Origin of the sequence: Massilia litorea, from assembly GCF_015101885.1 — a bacterium.
Classification (GTDB): Bacteria; Pseudomonadota; Gammaproteobacteria; order Burkholderiales; family Burkholderiaceae_D; genus Telluria; species Telluria litorea.
Genome location: NZ_CP062941.1, coordinates 2,922,600 through 2,941,337, shown reverse-complemented (window position 1 = coordinate 2,941,337; position 18,738 = coordinate 2,922,600). Strand labels below are relative to the sequence as shown.

The window sequence follows — 18,738 nt, the reverse complement described above, 5'->3', positions numbered from 1 at the left end:
GCAAAAAAACCGCCTGGCTCACGCACTGGCGGTTGCACGTTCGGGAACCGGACGGAACGCTTATTGCAAGCCCAGGTCGCGCAGGTCCGGGAAGTGACTGACGCGATAACGCACCGGATACATGCCCGGTTCGGGCGCCATCAGGTGCCCCGCAACCGCGTGCACCTGCGCCCACTCGACCGTCCCCGCGTGGCGCAGCTGTCCTGCCTCGTCCAGGCTGACGAACGACACCATGTCGGTACGCGGCAGCAAGGCTTCGACGCCCTCCGACCAGGTGCACGCGCTGACCAGGCGCGGATCGCCTTCGCGCTGCCACACAGCGAAGGTAGCGACGAACAGGTCGATGCTGCGTTGCTCGTTGTCCGCGTCGAGGTCCTGTTTCTGGCACGCGTGATCGTCGGCCAGGTAAAGCTGCTTCAGATTGGCGAGGCGCAGCACCACTTCTGCATCGTCCGGCACGAACTCTTGCGCGCTACCATGTTCGAAATGGAACAGCGACGCCGACACCGGCCGGCCCTCGTGCTCGTGGCAAGCCTGCGCCAGGTCGAGCATCGCCAGCAAGGCCGCGCGGTCCGAGGCGGGCGCCACCAGCAACTGGTCGCGCGTCGGAACCATCGCAACCGGATTGGCGATGCCGGCCCGGTGCACGACGTCGGGCAGCAGGATGCGCGAGGAATCGTAAGCGTCGTTCCAGGCCGCGATACACACGCCGTCGGGCCGGCGCACCAAGGTCTCGACCGAACGGTCGCGCAGGTTCGCGAGCGCCGCATCGAGTGCGGTGGCGAACGGGACACCCAGCGCCTCCACCTGCGTGCCGGTAAGGATATTCATCGAATCCGCGTGATCATATGCGAGCACCACGACAGCGTCGCTACCGAGGACCGCGAACGCGCCGTCGCCGAACACGGTCACGCCGTGCGCGCCTGCGGATAGCGAGGCCGATTCGACGTACGAACGCGCCCGGATCGCCGGCAGCAGGTTGGCGCGCGCCTGCGCAAAGCCCGTCGGCATTTCTTCCCCGCCGAACATGGCGAAGCAGCGCGCGAGGTGTGCACCGCGCTCGCTACGCCTGGCATTGCGGTAGCCTGGGTACAGGTTGGCGAGGTTGACGATGCCGTTTCCGGTCTCGCCCGTGAGAATACGGAAACGCGTGGCATCGAAACACATGGGTCCATCGAAGCCATGATCGGCCGCGTACTTCATCAGCGCGTGGGCAAAGCTTTGCGGCGACGGTTTCTTGAACCCGAGCCATTCCCACATCACAATCCCTTTCTTATCGGCAACACCGAACTGTAGCGCAGTGCCCTGCCCGCGGCCATCCGTGGCGCTCGTCCGCGCATAAAAAAACCGCCAGGCTCACGCACTGGCGGTTTGGTATCGAAGCGGCGAACCGCTCCGTGGATTAATGCGCCGCAGCTTCCGCCGGATCCGCAGCCTTCATCGACAGCTTCAGGCGGCCACGCTCGTCGGTCTCGAGGACCTTCACGCCTACGCCGATGAGCTCTCCAGCATGAACCAAGCACCAACATCATTAGACGGCAGTCAAGACCTATCCAGCCATCCATTGTTTCGCCTGCAAGCGATCGAACATATCAAAGCGCGGCAGTACGGTACGGTGATCCTCGCCAAGGCTACATTTGATCAAGATTTAGTTTCCAGTGGGAAATAAGAGTACTGTGAGTTATCGGTTCTTACTCATACTCTATGCGGGCAACCGATACGTAACTTAAAGGGTGGGCAACTATTCTCTGGCTTCAACCCTCAACATACTTTTTTGGAGAACATATGAACGACATCATGACCTCGCAAGAAAGCAACAGTGGCGTCCAAGATTTGACAATGGATGAAGTAATGAATGTTAGTGGAGCAGGGCCTAAACAGACCGCCGCTGCTCTGGGCTTGGCAGGCGCCATTGGGGCAACATCGTTCGGCGGCGCTGCGTGGGGTGCAACAACGGTCGGCGTAGCGTTCGCTGCCGCTCCTATAACTGTCATTGCCTTGGCTGGCCTAGCGGGTTATGCCGGATACACTTTGCTCATCAACAAAAACGGAGATTTCCTTAGTTTCTTAACGTAATACTAAAACTATTAAAAGGCTGCGTTTTCCACGTCGGTAACGCAGCTCTTTTTTTGAAAGCTAACAATGCCTACTATCAAAGTAGCCTGGCGACTAAACCAAAGCGCTGACTTCACCACGCTTCGAACCGCTCTCATCGCCCTTAGTTCTGCATTTGCCTTAACGACCTGGTCGGTTTTTCGCAGTAATGCGGGTGGTAGAATTCATTTCATAGCCGCTATTGCCGCTCTTTATTTCGCATGCTGTGCGCTAGGGATTTACAAATATTTGCAAACAGCCAATACCAAAAACAATATCACAGCTCAAAACAATATTTTGTCCATACCCAGGCTTTTCTTTAAGCCTTATCTGGTGAGATTCTCCGAAATAAAATCAGTCGAGAAATTTTTTAACGCTAATGGACCAATTGCCGTATTAGTGGGGCGCCATGATAAATACTCGATTTTAATAGAGCGGCGACGCTTCAACTCGTGCGACGATTTTGAAGATTTTGTGTGCTTCCTAAACCAGGCTGCGTTCGCGAGACAACCTGAGATAAAGGCTTCGGAATTCCTCGTGGCGTCGAAAGAAGAGACCGCTAAAAGTTCTTCCGTAATCTCGTTTCTTTCGTTAACGTTAGTGGCATCGTACCTGATGCTGGCGTCGCCAGATTTTGAAAACATCGGGCAAGGCGCGCTTGCATATGGCGGCTTGACGAAAACAACTTTGTCGACCAATCAGTTCTACCGCTTAGCGTCATCGTTTTTTTTGCATTCCACTCCGTTCCATCTTGGATTTAACATTTTATCCTTAGGCATAATGGGTCGCTACATTGGCTTAATTTTTGGGCACGTGCGACTCGTAGTTATACTTCTCTACTCGGCAATAATTGGATCGCTATTAAGTCTTGCATTCTCCCCGCACCAAATTGTAATAGGCGCGTCCGGCGGAATACTTGGCCTCTACGGGGCATATTATTTTGTGTGCATAAGACATCATAAACGACTCCCGGGGAGTTTATCCATTCCAATTTGGGCGCTAGGGCTCGGATTAGCATTACAGTTTTTAGTCGACGTAATATCTGACGGCACAGATGTATCCAGTCATATCGGAGGGTTTTTATCTGGCTACGTTTACGCTCTTTCTGTCTGTCGCGAGGGCTCAACGCGCGGCAGAACGCGATCAGGACGGGACAAATCGGGCACTGCTATCGTGATCGGCTTTGCTTACTTTGCCGGACTCATATATTTTTTTTGGACATATTTTTTAGGTTATGCAATATTAATCACTTAGCAAATTTTTTACCCAAGAGCCTGAAGGCTTCGATTATCTCAAGAACACCCCAAACGAAAAAACCGCCAGGCTCACGCACTGGCGGTTTTCGTATCGAAGCGGCGAACCGCTTCAGCCTTGCTTATTGCGCCGCAGCTTCCGCCGGATCCGCAGCCTTCATCGACAGCTTCAGGCGACCACGCTCGTCGGTCTCGAGGACCTTCACGCGCACTTGCTGGCCTTCCTTCAGGTAGTCGGCCACGGCGTTGACGCGCTCGTTGGCGATCTGCGAGATGTGCAGCAGGCCGTCTTTACCTGGCATGACCTGCACGATGGCGCCGAAGTCCAGCAGTTTCAGGACGGTGCCGTCGTAGGTCTTGCCCACTTCGACCGAAGCGGTCAGCTCTTCGATGCGGCGCTTGGCTTCCTGGCCGGCGGCGGCGTCGACCGAGGCGATGGTCACGATACCTTCGTCGGTGATGTCGATCTGGGTGCCGGTCTCTTCGGTCAGCGCGCGGATGACGGCGCCGCCCTTGCCGATGACGTCACGGATCTTCTCAGGGTTGATCTTGATCGTGATCAGGCGTGGAGCGAAGTCCGACAGTTCGGTTTTGACGCTCGGCACGGCTTTCTGCATCTCGACCAGGATGTGCTGGCGGGCTTCCTTGGCTTGCGCCAGTGCCACCTGCATGATCTCCTTGGTGATGCCCATGATCTTGATATCCATCTGCAGCGCGGTGATGCCTGCGGTGGTACCGGCGACCTTGAAGTCCATGTCGCCCAGGTGGTCTTCGTCACCCAGGATGTCGGTCAGGACGGCGAACTTGCCGCCTTCCTTGATCAGGCCCATGGCGATGCCGGCGACGTGCGCCTTCATCGGCACGCCGGCGTCCATCAGTGCCAGGCAGCCGCCGCAGACCGATGCCATCGACGAGGAACCGTTCGATTCGGTGATTTCCGACACCAGACGCACCGAGTAGCTGAAATCTTCAGGGTTAGGCAGGGCTGCGACCAGTGCGCGCTTGGCCAGGCGGCCGTGGCCGATTTCGCGGCGCTTCGGGGTGCCCACACGGCCGGTTTCGCCGGTGGCGAACGGAGGCATGTTGTAGTGCATCATGAAGTCGTCGGTGTACTCGCCCATCAGCGCGTCGATCTTCTGGCTGTCACGGGCGGTGCCGAGGGTCGCGATGACCAGCGCCTGGGTTTCGCCGCGGGTGAACAGGGCCGAACCGTGGGTACGCGGCAGCACGCCGGTACGGATCGAGATCGGACGCACGGTGCGGGTATCGCGGCCGTCGATGCGTGGCTCGCCGTCCAGAATCTGCGAACGCACGACCTTGGCTTCCATGTCGAACAGGATGTTGCCGACTTCGGCTGCATCGGCGGCGACGCCTTGCTCCGACAGGGCTGCCATGACTTCCGACGACAGCGACTTCAGCTTTTGCTGGCGTGCCGACTTTTCGCGGGTCTGGTAGGCGTCGCGCACTTTGGCGGCAGCCAGCTCGGTCACCTGGGCGATCAGGGCTTCGTTCTTGGCCGGTGCATTCCACTCGACTTCAGGCTTGCCGCCTTCTTCGACGAGGGCGTGGATCGCGTCGATCACGGCGCGCATCTGGTCGTGGCCGAAGACGACCGCGCCCAGCATGATTTCTTCGGACAGCTGCTGCGCTTCGGATTCGACCATCAGCACGGCCGTTTCGGTACCGGCGACGACGAGGTCCATCTGCGAGGTTTTCAGCTGGGTGGTGCTCGGGTTCAGGATGTACTGGCCGTTGGCGTAGCCGACGCGGGCGGCGCCGATCGGGCCGTTGAACGGGATGCCGGCGACGCACAGGGCGGCCGAGGCGCCGATCATCGCAGGGATGTCCGGATCGATTTCAGGATTGACCGACAGCACGTGGATGATGACCTGGACTTCGTTCAGGTAGCCTTCCGGGAACAGCGGACGGATCGGACGGTCGATCAGGCGCGAGGTGAGCGTTTCTTTTTCGGAAGGACGGCCTTCGCGCTTGAAGAAACCGCCCGGGATTTTACCGGCAGCATACGTTTTTTCGATGTAATCGACGGTCAGCGGGAAGAAATCCTGGCCTGGCTTGGCGTCCTTGCGTGCGACGACGGTAGCCAGCACCACGGTGTCTTCGACCGACACCAGGACGGCGCCGGAAGCCTGACGGGCGATTTCACCGGTTTCCAGGGTGACGGTGTGTTGGCCGTACTGGAAGGTCTTCGTAACTTTATTAAACATTGGTAATCCCTTTCTATTTGCCGACAGATTTTCAGGAGCTGTCGTTCACCTCACCGCAGACGGTCTCAAGGACCGCCTTTACTACGCGTCTTTACAACAAAAACAACAAACGCTCAAACAAAAAATGCCCGCGACAGTCGAACTGACGCAGGCATTTCGTGACTTAAGCCGTCTGGCGCAAAAATTACTTACGCAGGCCGAGCTTGGCGATCAGGTCGCGGTAACGGTTCAGGTCCTTGCTCTTCAGGTAAGACAGCAGGCTCTTACGACGGTTGACCATCATGATCAGGCCGCGGCGCGAGTGGTGGTCTTTCTGGTGGGCTTTGAAGTGGCCGTTCAGTTCGTTGATGCGTGCGGTCAGCAGTGCGACCTGGACTTCCGGCGAACCGGTATCGTTCTGGCCACGTGCGTTGTCGGCGATGATTGCCGACTTGTTGATGTTTTCTACGGACATGATGTTACCTTTCACATGCGGTGCAAGAGTCGCAACCCAGCGCACCGTGATTTGATTAAAAAAACCTGCCCTTGCGGACAGACCCGCCAGTATATGCGAAAACGCCTGGCGTCACCAGCGTTTGCTGCCGCCGGTTTCGGGCATCATGGCGTTATCAAGCAGATGTCGAGGAATTTCATGCACACCATGGCAAGAATGGCAACGCTGTGCGCGGTACTGGTTCTCTCCGGCTGCGCCGTGTTTCGGGAGCCGCCCGCACTGGGCGAGCCGGTCGCAAGCGTCACCGCCAAGCTGGGACAGCCGACCGGGATCTACCCGCTTCCCGACGGCGGCCAGGAGCTCGAATACGCAACTGCCCCGTTCGGCCAGTTCACCTGGATGGCGCGGATCGGCGCGGACGGCCGGCTGGCGTCGTACGAACAGGTGCTGACGGGGGAAAAATTCGCGACCATCAAGGTCGACCAGGCCACCAAGGCCGACGTCCTGCGCATCATCGGCCGCCCGGCCGAGCAATCGCGCGTGCGGCTGCACAATTACGAGGTCTGGTCCTATCGCTACAAGGAAGCGGGCGTCTGGAATTCGCTGATGCACGTGCATTTCGACGAGCAGGGCATCGTGCGCCAGATGATGAACGGGCCGGATCCGATGTTCGAGGTGCGCGACCGGCGCTGGTAAATCCTAGCGTCCGCCGTCACTGCGGATAAACGCCTCGACCGCGTCGAGCGTCGGCGCCAGCCGTTTCAGCGAACTGGACAGTGAAGCAACCAGGGTCGTGTGGCTGACGCCGTCGTAATACACCTCGCGCACCGGCACGTGGGCGGCGCGCAGGCTTGCCGCCAGGCCGCCGGTATTGCGGGCCGGGTCGACCAGCTTGTCCTTGCTGGCCGCGATCAGCAGTGCCGGCGGCGCCAGCGCGCTGACGTGGCGCAGCGGCTGCGAGTCGGGTGGCGTCTCGGGTGCATTGAAGACGGGTTGCGTCGTGCGGTTTTGTACCGGCAGGAAGTCGTAGGGGCCGGCCAGGCCGATCCAGCCGCGCAGCATGCTGCGCGTCATTCCCTGGTGTTCGAGCCAGCGTGGATCGAGCGCCAGCATGGCGGCGTTGTAGGCGCCCGCGCTATGGCCCATCAAAAAAATGTTCTTCGGATTGCCGCCATGGGCCGCGATCTGGCGCACGGTCCAGGCCACGGCGGCGGCGCCGTCGTCCAGGAAGTCGGGGTAGCGCACCTGCGGATACAACCGGTAGTCCGGGATCACGACCACGAAGCCGCGCGCGGCCAGGGCGCGGCCGACAAAGGCATAGTCCTGGCGCTTGCCGCTGACCCAGTTGCCGCCGTAGAAAAAGACGATCACCGGTGCGTCCTGGTTCCCCGCCGCCGGACGGTAGACGTCGAGCATGTTGCGCGGATCGGCGCCGTAGCGCAGCGCCGGCATGGCCTGGACGGCGCCGCCGGGCGACACGGCGTTCACGACCGAGAGCGGCGAGCAGGCGGCTAGCGCACCGGTGAGCAGCACGGCCGCACCATAGATGAGTTTGTTCATGCGCCGAGTATAGGGACCCGCGGCGCGGCGTGTCGCACATGAGCATGCATATGCGTTTGTTTCCACAGAGGCAAGAAGTACACCTATACTTCAGCCACCATGGCAACTGCACAACCGTTCCCGCAACCGCGCTCGCTGACAGCCATCGGCGTGTCGCTGGCCGTGCATGTGCTGCTGGTCGGCGCGTGGCAGCTGTCGCGGCCGGTGAAGTGGCAGGACGACGACGAACCGCAGCGTGTGCAGTTCCTGCGGCTGTTGCCGGCACCGGAGGCCATGCCCGACCGCCCGGACCGCGTGCCGCCCTCGCCTGCCCCGGCCACAAGGCAGCGCGCAGTGGAAACGCGGCCGCAGCGGGTCGAGCCGGCGCAAGCCGTGCCCACACCCGGGACGATCGCCCTGCCCGCGCCGCCAATGGCCGACGCTGCGCCGGCGCCATCGTCTACCGACCTGCTGCGCGACGCCAGGGCCGCCGTTGGCGCCATCGATCGCGCGCTGCGTGCGGAGAATCCGGCGCGCGGCATTCAGGCACCGGTGGAGACGCGGCAGATGAAACTGGAAAAAGGGATTGCCCGGGCGGCCGAGCTGGCGCCCAACAAGTGGTACCAGGCGCCCAAGGTCGAAGAGATCCTCGACCCGGGCGGGTATGGGCGCAGGCGTTACCGTGTCGTCGGCGCGGCCGGCACCTATTGCGTGACCTACGAATCGAATCACGCGCCCGACGGACTCGATACCATGCGGGATGGGATCAAGCCGAAGTTCACCAATTGCGACGAGGACGAGCAGCCGGCGACGAAGCAGAAGTGGAAGTGAGGCTGGGGCTGTTGCCTGTGCCGTCAGCGGCTTTGAATCCGCGTGGGCATGAATGCCCACCCTACGATTTGCTTGATCGACCGTAGGGTGGGCATTCATGCCCACGCGGATCATGCAAACCGATAGCGGCGCAGCCAACAGCCCCGCGACCGCCGCATCAAAGCTGCGGGTGCGCCTTTTCCACCTTCGAGTGCAGCTTGTTCAAGCCCGACAGATACGCCTTGGCCGAGGCCACGACGATGTCCGGGTCCGCGCCCACGCCGTTCACGATCCGCCCCTGGCGCGACAGCCGCATCGTCACCTCGCCCTGGGACTGGGTGCCGCCGCTGATCGCGTTGATCGAGAACAGGATCAAATCCGCGCCGGTCTTGGCCTCGCTCTCGATGGCGTTCACGGTGGCGTCGACCGGCCCGTCGCCCGAACCTTCGCAGGCAAATTCCTTGCCGTCGATCTGGAACACGACGCGCGCATGCGGCAGTTCTCCGGTCTCGGAGCGCTGCGACAGCGAGACGAAGCGGAAGTACTCGCCTTCCTGCGCGTGATCCTCGGCCGAGACCAGGGCCATGATGTCCTCGTCGAAGATCTCGCTCTTGCGGTCGGCGAGCTCCTTGAAGCGGGCGAAGGCGGCGTTGACTTCGGCTTCCGATTCGAGCTCGATGCCCAGTTCCTGCAGGCGCGCCTTGAAGGCGTTGCGGCCCGAGAGTTTGCCGAGCACGATTTTATTCGCATGCCAGCCGACGTCTTCGGCGCGCATGATCTCGTAGGTTTCGCGCGCCTTCAGGATGCCGTCCTGGTGGATGCCGGAGGCATGGGCAAAGGCGTTGGCGCCGACCACGGCCTTGTTCGGCTGCACTGCGAAGCCGGTGATCTGCGAGACCATTTTCGAGGCCGGCACGATCTGCGTGGTGTCGATGCCGAGGGTAAGCTTGTAGTAGTCGGCACGGGTGCGCAGCGCCATGACGACTTCCTCCAAGGCCGTGTTGCCGGCGCGTTCGCCGAGGCCGTTGATCGTGCATTCGATCTGGCGCGCGCCGCCGATGGCGACACCGGCCAGCGAGTTGGCCACCGCCAGCCCCAGGTCGTTATGGCAGTGCACCGACCAGATGGCCTTGTCGGAATTGGGCACCCGTTCGCGCAGGCGGCGGATGGTTTCGCCGTAGACTTCGGGCGTGGCATAGCCGACGGTATCCGGAAAGTTGATGGTGGTCGCGCCTTCGGCGATCACGGCTTCCAGCACGCGGCACAGGAAGTCCTCGTCCGAACGGCTGCCGTCTTCCGGGGAAAATTCGATGTCGTCGGTGTGGTTGCGGGCGAAGCGTACGGCGAGTTTCGCCTGCTCCAGCACCTGTTCCGGCTCCATGCGCAGCTTCACCTTCATGTGCAGCGGCGAGGTGGCGAGGAAGGTGTGGATGCGCTTGCGCTCGGCGGGCATCAGCGCTTCGGCGGCACGCGCGATGTCGCGGTCGTTGGCGCGCGAGAGCGAGCAGATGGTCGACTCGCGCACCACGCTGGCAATCGCGCGGATGGCCTCGAAGTCGCCCGGCGAGGCGGCCGCGAAGCCGGCTTCGATGACGTCCACCCGCAGGCGTTCGAGCTGGCGCGCGATGCGGACTTTTTCGTCCTTGGTCATCGAGGCGCCCGGCGATTGCTCGCCGTCGCGCAGGGTCGTGTCGAAAATGATGAGGCGGTTCGGGTCAAACATGAGGAGCTCCAATGCGCTTGTTGATCAACGAGCGCCGGCCGGACCCCTCGGCGGGACCCTAGCGGCGCTCGACTTTATCGTTCTCGATCGGTTCGTCGGTCGGGATGATGCTGACCCGCTTGCCCTTGGCGCGCTGGATCGCGAACACCACATAGCCCGACAAACCGTACACTACAAAAATCGGCCACAGCACGACGGCCGGGGCGATCGCCACCAGGGCCAGGCCCAGGGCAATCAGGAACACCACGATGAACGGAACCGACTTGCGGAAGTTCACGTCCTTGAAACTGTAAAACGGCACGTTCGACACCATCGTCAGGCCGGCGAAGACCGCGATGCACCAGCTCACCCAGTCGACCTGGCGCGCGCTGATGTTGATGTCCGGGTCGCTCATCATCATGATGAAGCCGACCACCAGCGCCGCCGCCGCCGGGCTGGGCAAGCCCTGGAAGAAGCGCTTGTCCACCACCTCGATATTCGTGTTGAAGCGCGCCAGGCGCAGCGCCGCGCCGGCGCAGTACACGAAGGCGGCGATCCAGCCCAGCTTGCCCAAACCGCGCAGCGCGTACTCGTAGATCACGAGCGCCGGCGCCGCGCCGAAGGACACCATGTCCGACAGACTGTCGTACTGCGCCCCGAATTCCGACTGCGTATTCGTCAGGCGCGCAATGCGCCCGTCCAGCCCGTCCAGCACCATCGCGATGAACACGGCCCAGCAGGCGTGCTCGAAGCGCTGGTTCATCGCCATCACGATCGCGTAGAAACCGCAGAACAGCGCGCCGGTCGTAAAGGCGTTCGGCAATAAATAAATGCCGCGCCCGCGGGGGGCGCCCTTGTCTTCCGCCCGCCGGCCGAAGCGCTTCAGGCGGGAAAATCGTGGCGCGCGGGGCGCTGTTCCATTTTTCTTACGTCGTGGAAAGGCTGGCATAAAGTTCCGTATTCAAGGTGATCGCGCTCGCTGGCGCCGTTTCCACCATTATAGGGGCGGGAACGGCATGTTAGCGAACGGATACTATTGGAATCCATAACGGCAAACGCCTCGGTTTACCGGGAGGCTTATTTCGGATTCCTTTTATTTGAACTTCACCTTGCCTACCAGACGCATCTGCAGCGTCGTTTCTCCTGGTTCAAAACTTGGTTCGGCCGCCGCATCCGCCGAAGCGGGCGCCGCGGCGCGCATCATCATCTTCTCGCTGCGGTCCCCGCCATAATTTCCGGTTCCTTCAAAGTCGACCGTATCGAGCACCGCATCGGCCGGCTGGCGCCCCATCGCGCGCGCGATCGAGACGATGCGCTCGTTCAGGTTGCGGTAAGTCGCGGCGATCCGCTGGTCGTCCAGCATCTTCTCGGTTGCCGGGGCCAGGCCGAAGTTGATGCCGTTAATCTGTAACACCTTCTGCGCCGCAGCCGCCGTCTTCGGCAGCTCGGCCAGATTCGTCGTCTTCACCTCCAGGTACTGCCCGACGCGCCAGCCGCTCGGCACCGGCTTCACGGGCGTACGGCTCGCCGGCATCGGCACCGGCGGCTCGGGGTAGACCGGATAGGTGTAATAGCCTTGCGTTTTGAGTTCCGCCTTCGGATCGGCACGGCGCACGATCTCGGTGCCTTCCTTCATCTTGCGGTTCACGCGCGACGCGGCCGCAGCCTTGTCCTTGTCGAATTCCTCGACGGCGAAAACGACCGTTGCCTGGTCGTTCGCGTGGCGCACTTCGCCGTTGGCCGGCACGATGACCATCGTGCCCGCGGTGGATGGTGACGATGCGGGCGCCGGCAGCGTTTGCGCGCCGGCGTTGGCTGCCAGCACGAGGCCGGCGACGAGGATCAGTTTTGGCAGGGACATGGTTTCTCCGGTTTAAGTAGGGGCCTACTTATACGATACCGCCGTGCTTCCATCCATCGTGATTTTGTAATGGAAAGTTGCACTTCAGATCGCCCGGTGACGAAACCTGTCCCTTACCGCATCAGTTCTTCGACTGGTCGACGAGCTTGTTTTTCGCGATCCACGGCATCATCGCGCGCAGCTTGGCGCCGACTTCCTCGATCTGGTGCTCGGCCGTCAGGCGGCGCCGCGAGATCAGGGTCGGGGCGCCGGCCTTGTTCTCGAGGATGAAGCTCTTCGCGTACTCGCCGGTCTGGATGTCCTTCAGGCACTGGCGCATCGCCTCTTTCGTGGCCGAGGTCACGACTTTCGGGCCGGTCACGTACTCGCCGTATTCGGCGTTGTTCGAGATCGAGTAGTTCATGTTGGCGATGCCGCCTTCATAGATCAGGTCGACGATCAGCTTGAGCTCGTGCAGGCACTCGAAATAGGCCATTTCAGGGGCGTAGCCCGCTTCGACCAGGGTCTCGAAACCGGCCTTGATCAGTTCGACGGCGCCGCCGCACAGCACTGCCTGTTCACCGAACAGGTCGGTCTCGGTCTCTTCGCGGAAGTTGGTCTCGATGATGCCGGCACGGCCGCCGCCGTTGGCCATGGCGTAGGACAGTGCGACGTCGCGCGCGGCGCCGGATTTGTCCTGGTAGACGGCGATCAGGTGCGGCACGCCGCCGCCCTGGCGGTAGGTGCCGCGCACGGTGTGGCCAGGCGCTTTCGGGGCGATCATGATGACGTCGAGGTCGGCACGCGGCACGACCTGGCCGTAGTGGACATTGAAGCCGTGGGCAAAGGCCAGGACCGCGCCCTGCTTCGCGTTCGGCTCGACGTTTTCCTTGTAGACCTGGGCGATGTTCTCGTCCGGCAGCAGGATCATGATGATGTCTGCGTTCTTGACCGCTTCATCGACTTCGGCGACCTTCAGGCCGGCCTGCTCGACCTTGTTCCAGGACGCGCCGCCGCGGCGCAGGCCGACGGTGACGTTGACGCCCGATTCGGACAGGTTCTGGGCGTGCGCGTGTCCCTGCGAGCCGTAGCCGATGATGGCGACGTTCTTGCCTTTGATGAGGGAGAGGTCGCAGTCTTTGTCGTAGAAAACTTTCATGGTCTTGTCCTGTATTTTGGTTAGTTACTAATTGTTTGCCACGGGTGGCTGTTCATTTGTTTGGCTATTGGCTGCTCGACGGTCACGCGTGGGCTCGGGGAGCCCGGAGAACCCGTCATTGAGATCATTGGTCTCAATGACCCCATACGGTACGCGTTGGCCAGCAGCATCATTCAGACTTTTAAGATTCTCTCGCCGCGGCCGATGCCGGAGCCGCCGGTACGGACGGTCTCGAGGATGGAGGTGCGGTCGATCGAATCGATGAAGGCGTCGAGCTTGCTCTTGGCGCCGGTCAGTTCGATCGTGTAGCTCTTCTCGGTGACGTCAATGACGCGGCCGCGGAAGATGTCGGCGGTGCGCTTGATTTCCTCGCGCTCCTTGCCGACCGCCCTCACCTTGATCAGCATGAGCTCGCGCTCGATGTGCTGGCCTTCGGTCAGGTCGACCACTTTCACGACCTCGATCAGGCGGTTCAGGTGCTTGGTGATCTGCTCGATGATGTCGTCCGAGCCGGAAGTCACGATCGTCATGCGCGACAGGGTCGCGTCTTCGGTCGGCGCCACGGTCAGGGTTTCGATGTTGTAGCCGCGGGCCGAAAACAGGCCCACCACGCGCGACAGGGCGCCGGCTTCGTTCTCCAGGAGAACCGAGATGATGTGTCTCATTACAGGTCCTCCGATCCGAGCAGCATTTCAGACAGGCCCTTGCCGGCCTTGACCATCGGCCAGACGTTCTCGCTCTGGTCGGTGATGAAGTTCATGAACACGAGGCGGTCCTTCATTGCGAAGGCCTCCTTCAGGGAGCCCTCGACATCGGAGGGCTTCTCGATGCGCATGCCGACGTGGCCATAGGCCTCGGCCAGCTTCTCGAAGTCCGGCAGCGAATCCATATAGGACTCGGAATAGCGCGAACCGTAGTCGATCTGCTGCCACTGGCGCACCATGCCCAGGAAGCGGTTGTTCAGGAGGATGATCTTCGGCGTCAGGTGGTATTGCTTGCAGGTGGCAAGCTCCTGGATGCACATCTGGATCGAGCCTTCGCCGGTGACGCAGGCGACCGTCGCATCCGGGTTCGCCATCTGCACGCCCATCGCGTACGGCAAGCCGACGCCCATCGTGCCGAGACCGCCGGAATTGATCCAGCGGCGCGGCTTGTCGAAGGGGTAGTACTGGGCGGCCCACATCTGGTGCTGGCCGACGTCGGAGGTGATGAAGGCGTCGCCTTTCGTCACTTGCCACAGCTGCTCGATGACCGATTGCGGCTTGATGACGAGGTCCGAGCTCTCGTACTTCAGGCAATCGCGGCCGCGCCACTCGTCGATCTGCTTCCACCAGGGGCGCAGCGATTCCGGGTTGGCGCGGGCCGCGCCTGCGGCATCGAGCTGGGCCAGGAATTCGGTCAGCACTTCCTTGACGTTGCCGACGATCGGGATGTCGACCTTCACCCGTTTCGAGATCGAAGACGGGTCGATGTCGATGTGGATGATCTTGCGCGGATGGCTGGCGAAGTGCTTCGGGTTGCCGATCACGCGGTCGTCGAAGCGGGCGCCGATTGCGATCAGGACGTCGCAATGCTGCATCGCCATGTTCGCTTCGTAGGTGCCGTGCATGCCGGGCATGCCCACGAAACGCTCGTCGCTCGCGCGCGAACCGCCCAGGCCCATCAGCGTATTGGTCACCGGGGCGCCGAGCTTGTCGACCAGGCGGTTCAGCTCCTGCGAGGCATTCGCGAGAATGACGCCGCCGCCGGCATAGATCATCGGGCGTTCGGCGCTTTGCAGCAGCTGGACGGCCTTGCGGATCTGGCCCGTGTGACCCTTGTCCACCGGTTTGTACGAGCGCATCTCGATTTCGCGCGGATATTCGAACATGCACTTGTGCATGCTGATGTCCTTCGGGATATCGACCAGCACGGGGCCGGGACGGCCGGTACGGGCAATGAAGAAGGCCTTCTTGATGGTGGTCGCCAGTTCCTTGACGTCCTTGACCAGGAAATTGTGCTTGACCACGGGGCGGGTGATGCCGACGGTGTCGCATTCCTGGAACGCATCCTGGCCGATCGCATGGCTCGGCACCTGGCCGCTGATCACCACCATCGGAATCGAATCCATGTAGGCGGTGGAGAGGCCGGTGACGGCATTGGTGACGCCCGGACCGGAGGTGACGATGGCGACGCCGACCGTGTTCGAGCTGCGCGAATAGGCGTCGGCCGCATGGACGGCTGCCTGCTCGTGGCGCACCAGGACGTGCTGGAATTTGTCTTGCTGGAAGATGGCGTCGTAGATGTACAGCACTGCGCCGCCAGGATAGCCAAAGACGTGTTTCACGCCTTCCTCGGCCAGGCAACGGACGACTATTTCAGCGCCCGTGATGGGGACTGATGTTTCGTTATTCATGAACCATTCCTTTCAAAACCCAGAGGGAGATTGATCGGATGCTCTTTCCTAACGAGGTGCGATTTGCCCCACAGCGCCTTCAGCTTCCCTTCTTTCTGCGGTCACGTCGAACTCCCGGATATCAATCGATACCCTTTGGAACGGCGCTGGGCGCAACTCGTTTGGCTGAGTGTCTGTAGCGGCTCGACGCATCTCTCGCGCTTGTGGCACGGGTTGGAGCAAACTGCCTACAAATGAAAGCGTGTCATGCTGTTCCAGGCCTTGTGTGCCGGTCAGACTGACGGTGAAGCTTTGGGGATGCAAAGCGTGAGGAACACCTTACTGCGTTGCACCATTTTGGTCAAGATAAAAAATAGAAAAGGTCAGATGCATGGTTTTGGTGCGCATCGGGGCGTAGGGGTTAGTACGTATTTTGCGGTGCAACGATGAGTTTCATTGTGCGGATGTGCGGATAATGAACCGCGTGGGCACGAGTGCCCACCCTACGAAAGGCGGTGCACCGTAGGGTGGGCTCTTGAGCCCACGCGGCCGTACTTATGCACTCGTTAGCGCTCCATCCCCCACCGCCGCACGGTCACCCGCTCGAGCGTCTGGAACACAACATGCTCCACCGCCAAGCCGATGATGATCACCGCCGCCAACCCGGCAAACACCTTATCGGTGAACAGCTCGTTCCGGCTCTGGAAAATGAACCACCCCAATCCACCCTGCCCCGACGTGGTGCCAAACACCAGCTCCGCCGCAATCAGCGTGCGCCATGCAAACGCCCAGCCAATCTTCAGTCCCGACAGAATCGCCGGCAGCGCCGCTGGAATCAGGATCTGCAGCACCAGCCGCAAGCCACCAAGCCCGTAATTACGCCCCGCCATGCGCAGCGTCTCCGGCACCGCGCGAAAGCCCGCGCAGGCGTTCAGGGTCAGCGGCCACAGCACCGAATGCATCAGCACCATGATCAGGCTGCCTTTGCCCAGGCCGAACCACAGCAGCGCCAGCGGCAGCAAGGCGATCGCCGGCAGCGGATTGAACATCGAGGTCAGCGTCTCGATCAGTTCGCGCCCGAGCCGGTTCGACACCGCCAGCCAGGTCAGCAGGAAAGCGCCCGCGATGCCCATCAAATAGCCCTGGGTGAGCGTGGCGAACGAGACGCCGATATAGCCGACCAGTTCGCCCGATGCCAGGCCGTCGACCAGCGCCCGCCCCGTCTGCAGGGCGGTCGGCAGCAGCAGGTCGTTGCCGTACCAGCGCGCCACCGCTTCCCAGATCGCGGCCAGCACCAGCAGGATGCCGGCCTTGCGCAGCCAGGCAAGATTGGCCAGCGGCGCGAACGCTGCCGCAGACTGCTGCTGGTGAGGGACAGGACCGGCAGGCACGGCCAGCGCCAGTTCGTATTCCGGGCGAATCGGAGGATGCTTGAGCGCGTTCATGAGTGCACCGCCAGGGCCTGGTGAGCCGGCGCCACACGCGCCGGGGTTTCGCCTACGCGCCCGTCGCCGAACAACAACCGGTGAATGCGTTCGTTCGCCGCCTGGAACTCCGCGCTGCCCGCGCTGCCGAGGTCGAACTGGTGGCTGTTGAGTTCAGCGCGTACGCGGCCCGGATGAGGGCTCAGCAGCAGGATGCGGTTGCCCACAACCAGCGCTTCCTCGATCGAGTGGGTCACGAACAACATCGTGAAACCGATTTCTTCCCACAGGGTTTGCAGCTGTTCCTGCATGGTGCGCCGGGTGAGCGCGTCGAGCGCGGCGAAAGGCTCGTCCATCAGCAGGATGTCCGGCTGCATGGCCAATGCGCGCGCGATCGCGACCCGCGCCTTCATCCCGCCCGACAGGGTATGCGGATACGCCTCGGCGAAGCGCGCCAGGCCGACCTTGCCCAGCCAGTGGCGGGCGCGCTCGCGTGCTTCCGCCTTCTTCATGCCGCCGGCCAGCAGCGGGAACATGACATTGTTCTCGACTGTCTTCCAGGGCGGCAGCTGGTCGAATTCCTGGAACACGACGATGCGGTCCGGTCCCGGTCCCGTGATCGGCTTGCCGCCGAGGCGCAGGCTGCCCGCGCGCGGCGTGATGAAGCCGCCCACCGCTTTCAGCAACGTCGACTTGCCGCAACCGGAAGGCCCGAGCAGGACGAAGCGGTCGCCGCGGTGGACGTCGAAGCTGACATCGTCGGTGGCACGCACGACGCCCCGGCTACCCGTGTATTCGAGCGTCACATGCTCCGCGCGCAGCAAGGGACCTGTCGGCGGCACGACCTGCAAAGGAGGTGTTTTCATCTCAGCTCCCCGAGGCGAGCGCCGGATGCTCGAAGAAGTAATCGCGCCAGCTCTCCGGCTTCTTCTTGATCGCGCCCACCTGGTGCAGGAACTGGGCCAGGCCCAGCGTATTCTGCGGCGCCACCTTGAACTGCACCTTCGGATCCTTGATCACTTTCACCAGCAAGGCGCGGTCGATGCTGCCCTTGTTCACGCGCAGGTAGGCGTCGGCCGCCGCTTCCGGATTGGTCGAGGCCAGTTGCGCCGCCTCCACCAGGGCATCGAGAAAGGCGCGGTAGGTTTTCGGGTTTTCCTTCACATATTTTTCAGTGGCATAGAGCACGGTCGACGAGGCCGGCCCACCCAGCACCTGGTAGGAATCGAGCACGATCTTCGCCTTCGGATTGCCGGCCAGCTCCTGCTCCTGGAACGGCGGATTGGCGAAGTGGGCGTTGATTTCGGTGCCGCCGGCGATCACGGCGGCGGCCGCGTCCGGATGCGGCACGGCTTGCGTCAGCGGATCGAGTTTCTTGTACTGGGCGGGGCCCCATTGCTTGCTTGCCGCCAGCTGCAGCAGGCGCGCCTGTACCGAGACGGTGACGGCGGGCAGCGCGATGCGGTCCTTCGGCCCGAAGTCGGCGATCGTTTTCACGGCCGGGTTCGTGCTGATCAGGTAATAGGGGAAATTGCCGAGCGAGGCGACGGCGCGCACGTTCTGCTTGCCGTTCGTACGGTCCCAGATCGTCAGCAAGGGGCCGAGGCCGGCGCCGACCACGTCCACCGAGTTCGACAGCAGCGCATCGTTCACGGCCGCGCCGCCCGACAGCTTGACCCAGTCGACGTCGATCTCGACGCCCTGCTTCTTGCCGTGCTTTTCGATCAGCTTCTGGTCCTGCGCCACATTCAGCAGCAGGTACACCACGCCGAACTGCTCGGCGATGCGGATCTTGCCCTCGGCGTGGGCGGCAGGCAGGGCGGCGACCAGGGAGGCAGCGACCAGCGCGGCAGCGATTTTTTTAATGTTCAATTGTTTTCTCCTG

Annotated in this window: 18 protein-coding genes; 5 read left to right on the top strand and 13 right to left on the bottom strand. The window is 61.9% G+C overall.

Annotated features, from left to right (window positions below; translation table 11 throughout):
• Window positions 1-60: 60 nt before the first annotated feature.
• Window positions 61-1,260, bottom strand: coding sequence for a hypothetical protein (locus tag LPB04_RS13155; RefSeq protein WP_193685021.1), 1,200 nt, complete (start codon window positions 1,258-1,260; stop codon window positions 61-63).
• Window positions 1,261-1,405: 145 nt separating this feature from the next.
• Here LPB04_RS13155 and LPB04_RS13150 point away from each other — a divergent pair, with 145 nt between their 5' ends.
• The 3 genes from LPB04_RS13150 (at window position 1,406) to LPB04_RS13140 (ending at window position 3,348) form a co-directional block, all read left to right on the top strand.
• Window positions 1,406-1,669 carry a hypothetical protein gene (locus LPB04_RS13150; protein ID WP_193685020.1) on the top strand — a complete coding sequence of 88 codons (264 nt, stop codon included), beginning with the start codon at window positions 1,406-1,408 and terminating at the stop codon, window positions 1,667-1,669.
• A gap of 116 nt (window positions 1,670-1,785) precedes the next feature.
• Window positions 1,786-2,076 carry a hypothetical protein gene (locus LPB04_RS13145; protein ID WP_193685019.1) on the top strand — a complete coding sequence of 97 codons (291 nt, stop codon included), beginning with the start codon at window positions 1,786-1,788 and terminating at the stop codon, window positions 2,074-2,076.
• A gap of 66 nt (window positions 2,077-2,142) precedes the next feature.
• Window positions 2,143-3,348, top strand: coding sequence for a rhomboid family intramembrane serine protease (locus LPB04_RS13140; protein ID WP_193685018.1), 1,206 nt, complete (start codon window positions 2,143-2,145; stop codon window positions 3,346-3,348).
• A gap of 121 nt (window positions 3,349-3,469) precedes the next feature.
• Here the strand turns inward: LPB04_RS13140 and pnp are convergent, their stop codons facing one another.
• Window positions 3,470-5,572 carry a polyribonucleotide nucleotidyltransferase gene (gene pnp / locus LPB04_RS13135; protein WP_193685017.1) on the bottom strand — a complete coding sequence of 701 codons (2,103 nt, stop codon included), beginning with the start codon at window positions 5,570-5,572 and terminating at the stop codon, window positions 3,470-3,472.
• 184 nt (window positions 5,573-5,756) lie between these two features.
• Window positions 5,757-6,026: a 30S ribosomal protein S15 gene (gene rpsO, locus LPB04_RS13130; protein ID WP_192055423.1), complete on the bottom strand. Its 270-nt coding sequence runs from the start codon at window positions 6,024-6,026 to the stop codon at window positions 5,757-5,759.
• A 186-nt stretch (window positions 6,027-6,212) separates the two neighbouring features.
• Here rpsO and LPB04_RS13125 point away from each other — a divergent pair, with 186 nt between their 5' ends.
• On the top strand, window positions 6,213-6,701 hold the full coding sequence (locus LPB04_RS13125; protein WP_227496396.1) for a hypothetical protein: 489 nt from the start codon (window positions 6,213-6,215) through the stop codon (window positions 6,699-6,701).
• Between the two features lie 3 nt (window positions 6,702-6,704).
• Here LPB04_RS13125 and LPB04_RS13120 read toward each other — a convergent pair whose 3' ends face one another.
• A complete protein-coding gene (locus LPB04_RS13120) occupies window positions 6,705-7,565 on the bottom strand; it encodes an alpha/beta hydrolase (protein ID WP_193685015.1) in 861 nt (286 codons plus the stop codon).
• Window positions 7,566-7,664: 99 nt separating this feature from the next.
• On the opposite strand from LPB04_RS13120, the gene LPB04_RS13115 reads away from it, so the two are divergent.
• Complete coding sequence (locus LPB04_RS13115; RefSeq protein ID WP_193685014.1) at window positions 7,665-8,375, top strand: hypothetical protein; 711 nt, start codon at window positions 7,665-7,667, stop codon at window positions 8,373-8,375.
• Window positions 8,376-8,532: 157 nt separating this feature from the next.
• Here LPB04_RS13115 and LPB04_RS13110 read toward each other — a convergent pair whose 3' ends face one another.
• The 9 genes from LPB04_RS13110 to LPB04_RS13070 all read right to left on the bottom strand — a co-directional run bounded on the left by LPB04_RS13110 (window position 8,533) and on the right by LPB04_RS13070 (window position 18,725).
• Window positions 8,533-10,077: a 2-isopropylmalate synthase gene (locus tag LPB04_RS13110; RefSeq protein WP_193685013.1), complete on the bottom strand. Its 1,545-nt coding sequence runs from the start codon at window positions 10,075-10,077 to the stop codon at window positions 8,533-8,535.
• A 58-nt stretch (window positions 10,078-10,135) separates the two neighbouring features.
• Complete coding sequence (gene pssA, locus LPB04_RS13105) at window positions 10,136-11,005, bottom strand: CDP-diacylglycerol--serine O-phosphatidyltransferase (protein ID WP_193685012.1); 870 nt, start codon at window positions 11,003-11,005, stop codon at window positions 10,136-10,138.
• A 144-nt stretch (window positions 11,006-11,149) separates the two neighbouring features.
• Window positions 11,150-11,917: an SIMPL domain-containing protein gene (locus LPB04_RS13100; protein ID WP_193685011.1), complete on the bottom strand. Its 768-nt coding sequence runs from the start codon at window positions 11,915-11,917 to the stop codon at window positions 11,150-11,152.
• Window positions 11,918-12,038: 121 nt separating this feature from the next.
• Window positions 12,039-13,055 carry a ketol-acid reductoisomerase gene (ilvC, locus tag LPB04_RS13095; RefSeq protein WP_193685010.1) on the bottom strand — a complete coding sequence of 339 codons (1,017 nt, stop codon included), beginning with the start codon at window positions 13,053-13,055 and terminating at the stop codon, window positions 12,039-12,041.
• Between the two features lie 173 nt (window positions 13,056-13,228).
• A complete protein-coding gene (gene ilvN / locus LPB04_RS13090; RefSeq protein ID WP_193685009.1) occupies window positions 13,229-13,720 on the bottom strand; it encodes an acetolactate synthase small subunit in 492 nt (163 codons plus the stop codon).
• Window positions 13,720-15,450 (bottom strand): acetolactate synthase 3 catalytic subunit, encoded by a 1,731-nt coding sequence (locus LPB04_RS13085; protein WP_193685008.1) that lies wholly within the window; start codon window positions 15,448-15,450, stop codon window positions 13,720-13,722. Before LPB04_RS13085 ends, ilvN begins: the two co-directional genes overlap by 1 nt.
• Window positions 15,451-15,995: 545 nt before the next feature.
• Entirely contained in the window at window positions 15,996-16,874 is an 879-nt protein-coding gene (locus LPB04_RS13080; RefSeq protein ID WP_193685007.1) for an ABC transporter permease, read from the bottom strand.
• Window positions 16,871-17,719 carry an ABC transporter ATP-binding protein gene (locus LPB04_RS13075; RefSeq protein WP_193685006.1) on the bottom strand — a complete coding sequence of 283 codons (849 nt, stop codon included), beginning with the start codon at window positions 17,717-17,719 and terminating at the stop codon, window positions 16,871-16,873. Before LPB04_RS13075 ends, LPB04_RS13080 begins: the two co-directional genes overlap by 4 nt.
• Before the next feature lies 1 nt (window position 17,720).
• On the bottom strand, window positions 17,721-18,725 hold the full coding sequence (locus LPB04_RS13070; protein ID WP_193685005.1) for an ABC transporter substrate-binding protein: 1,005 nt from the start codon (window positions 18,723-18,725) through the stop codon (window positions 17,721-17,723).
• Window positions 18,726-18,738: the final 13 nt, after the last annotated feature.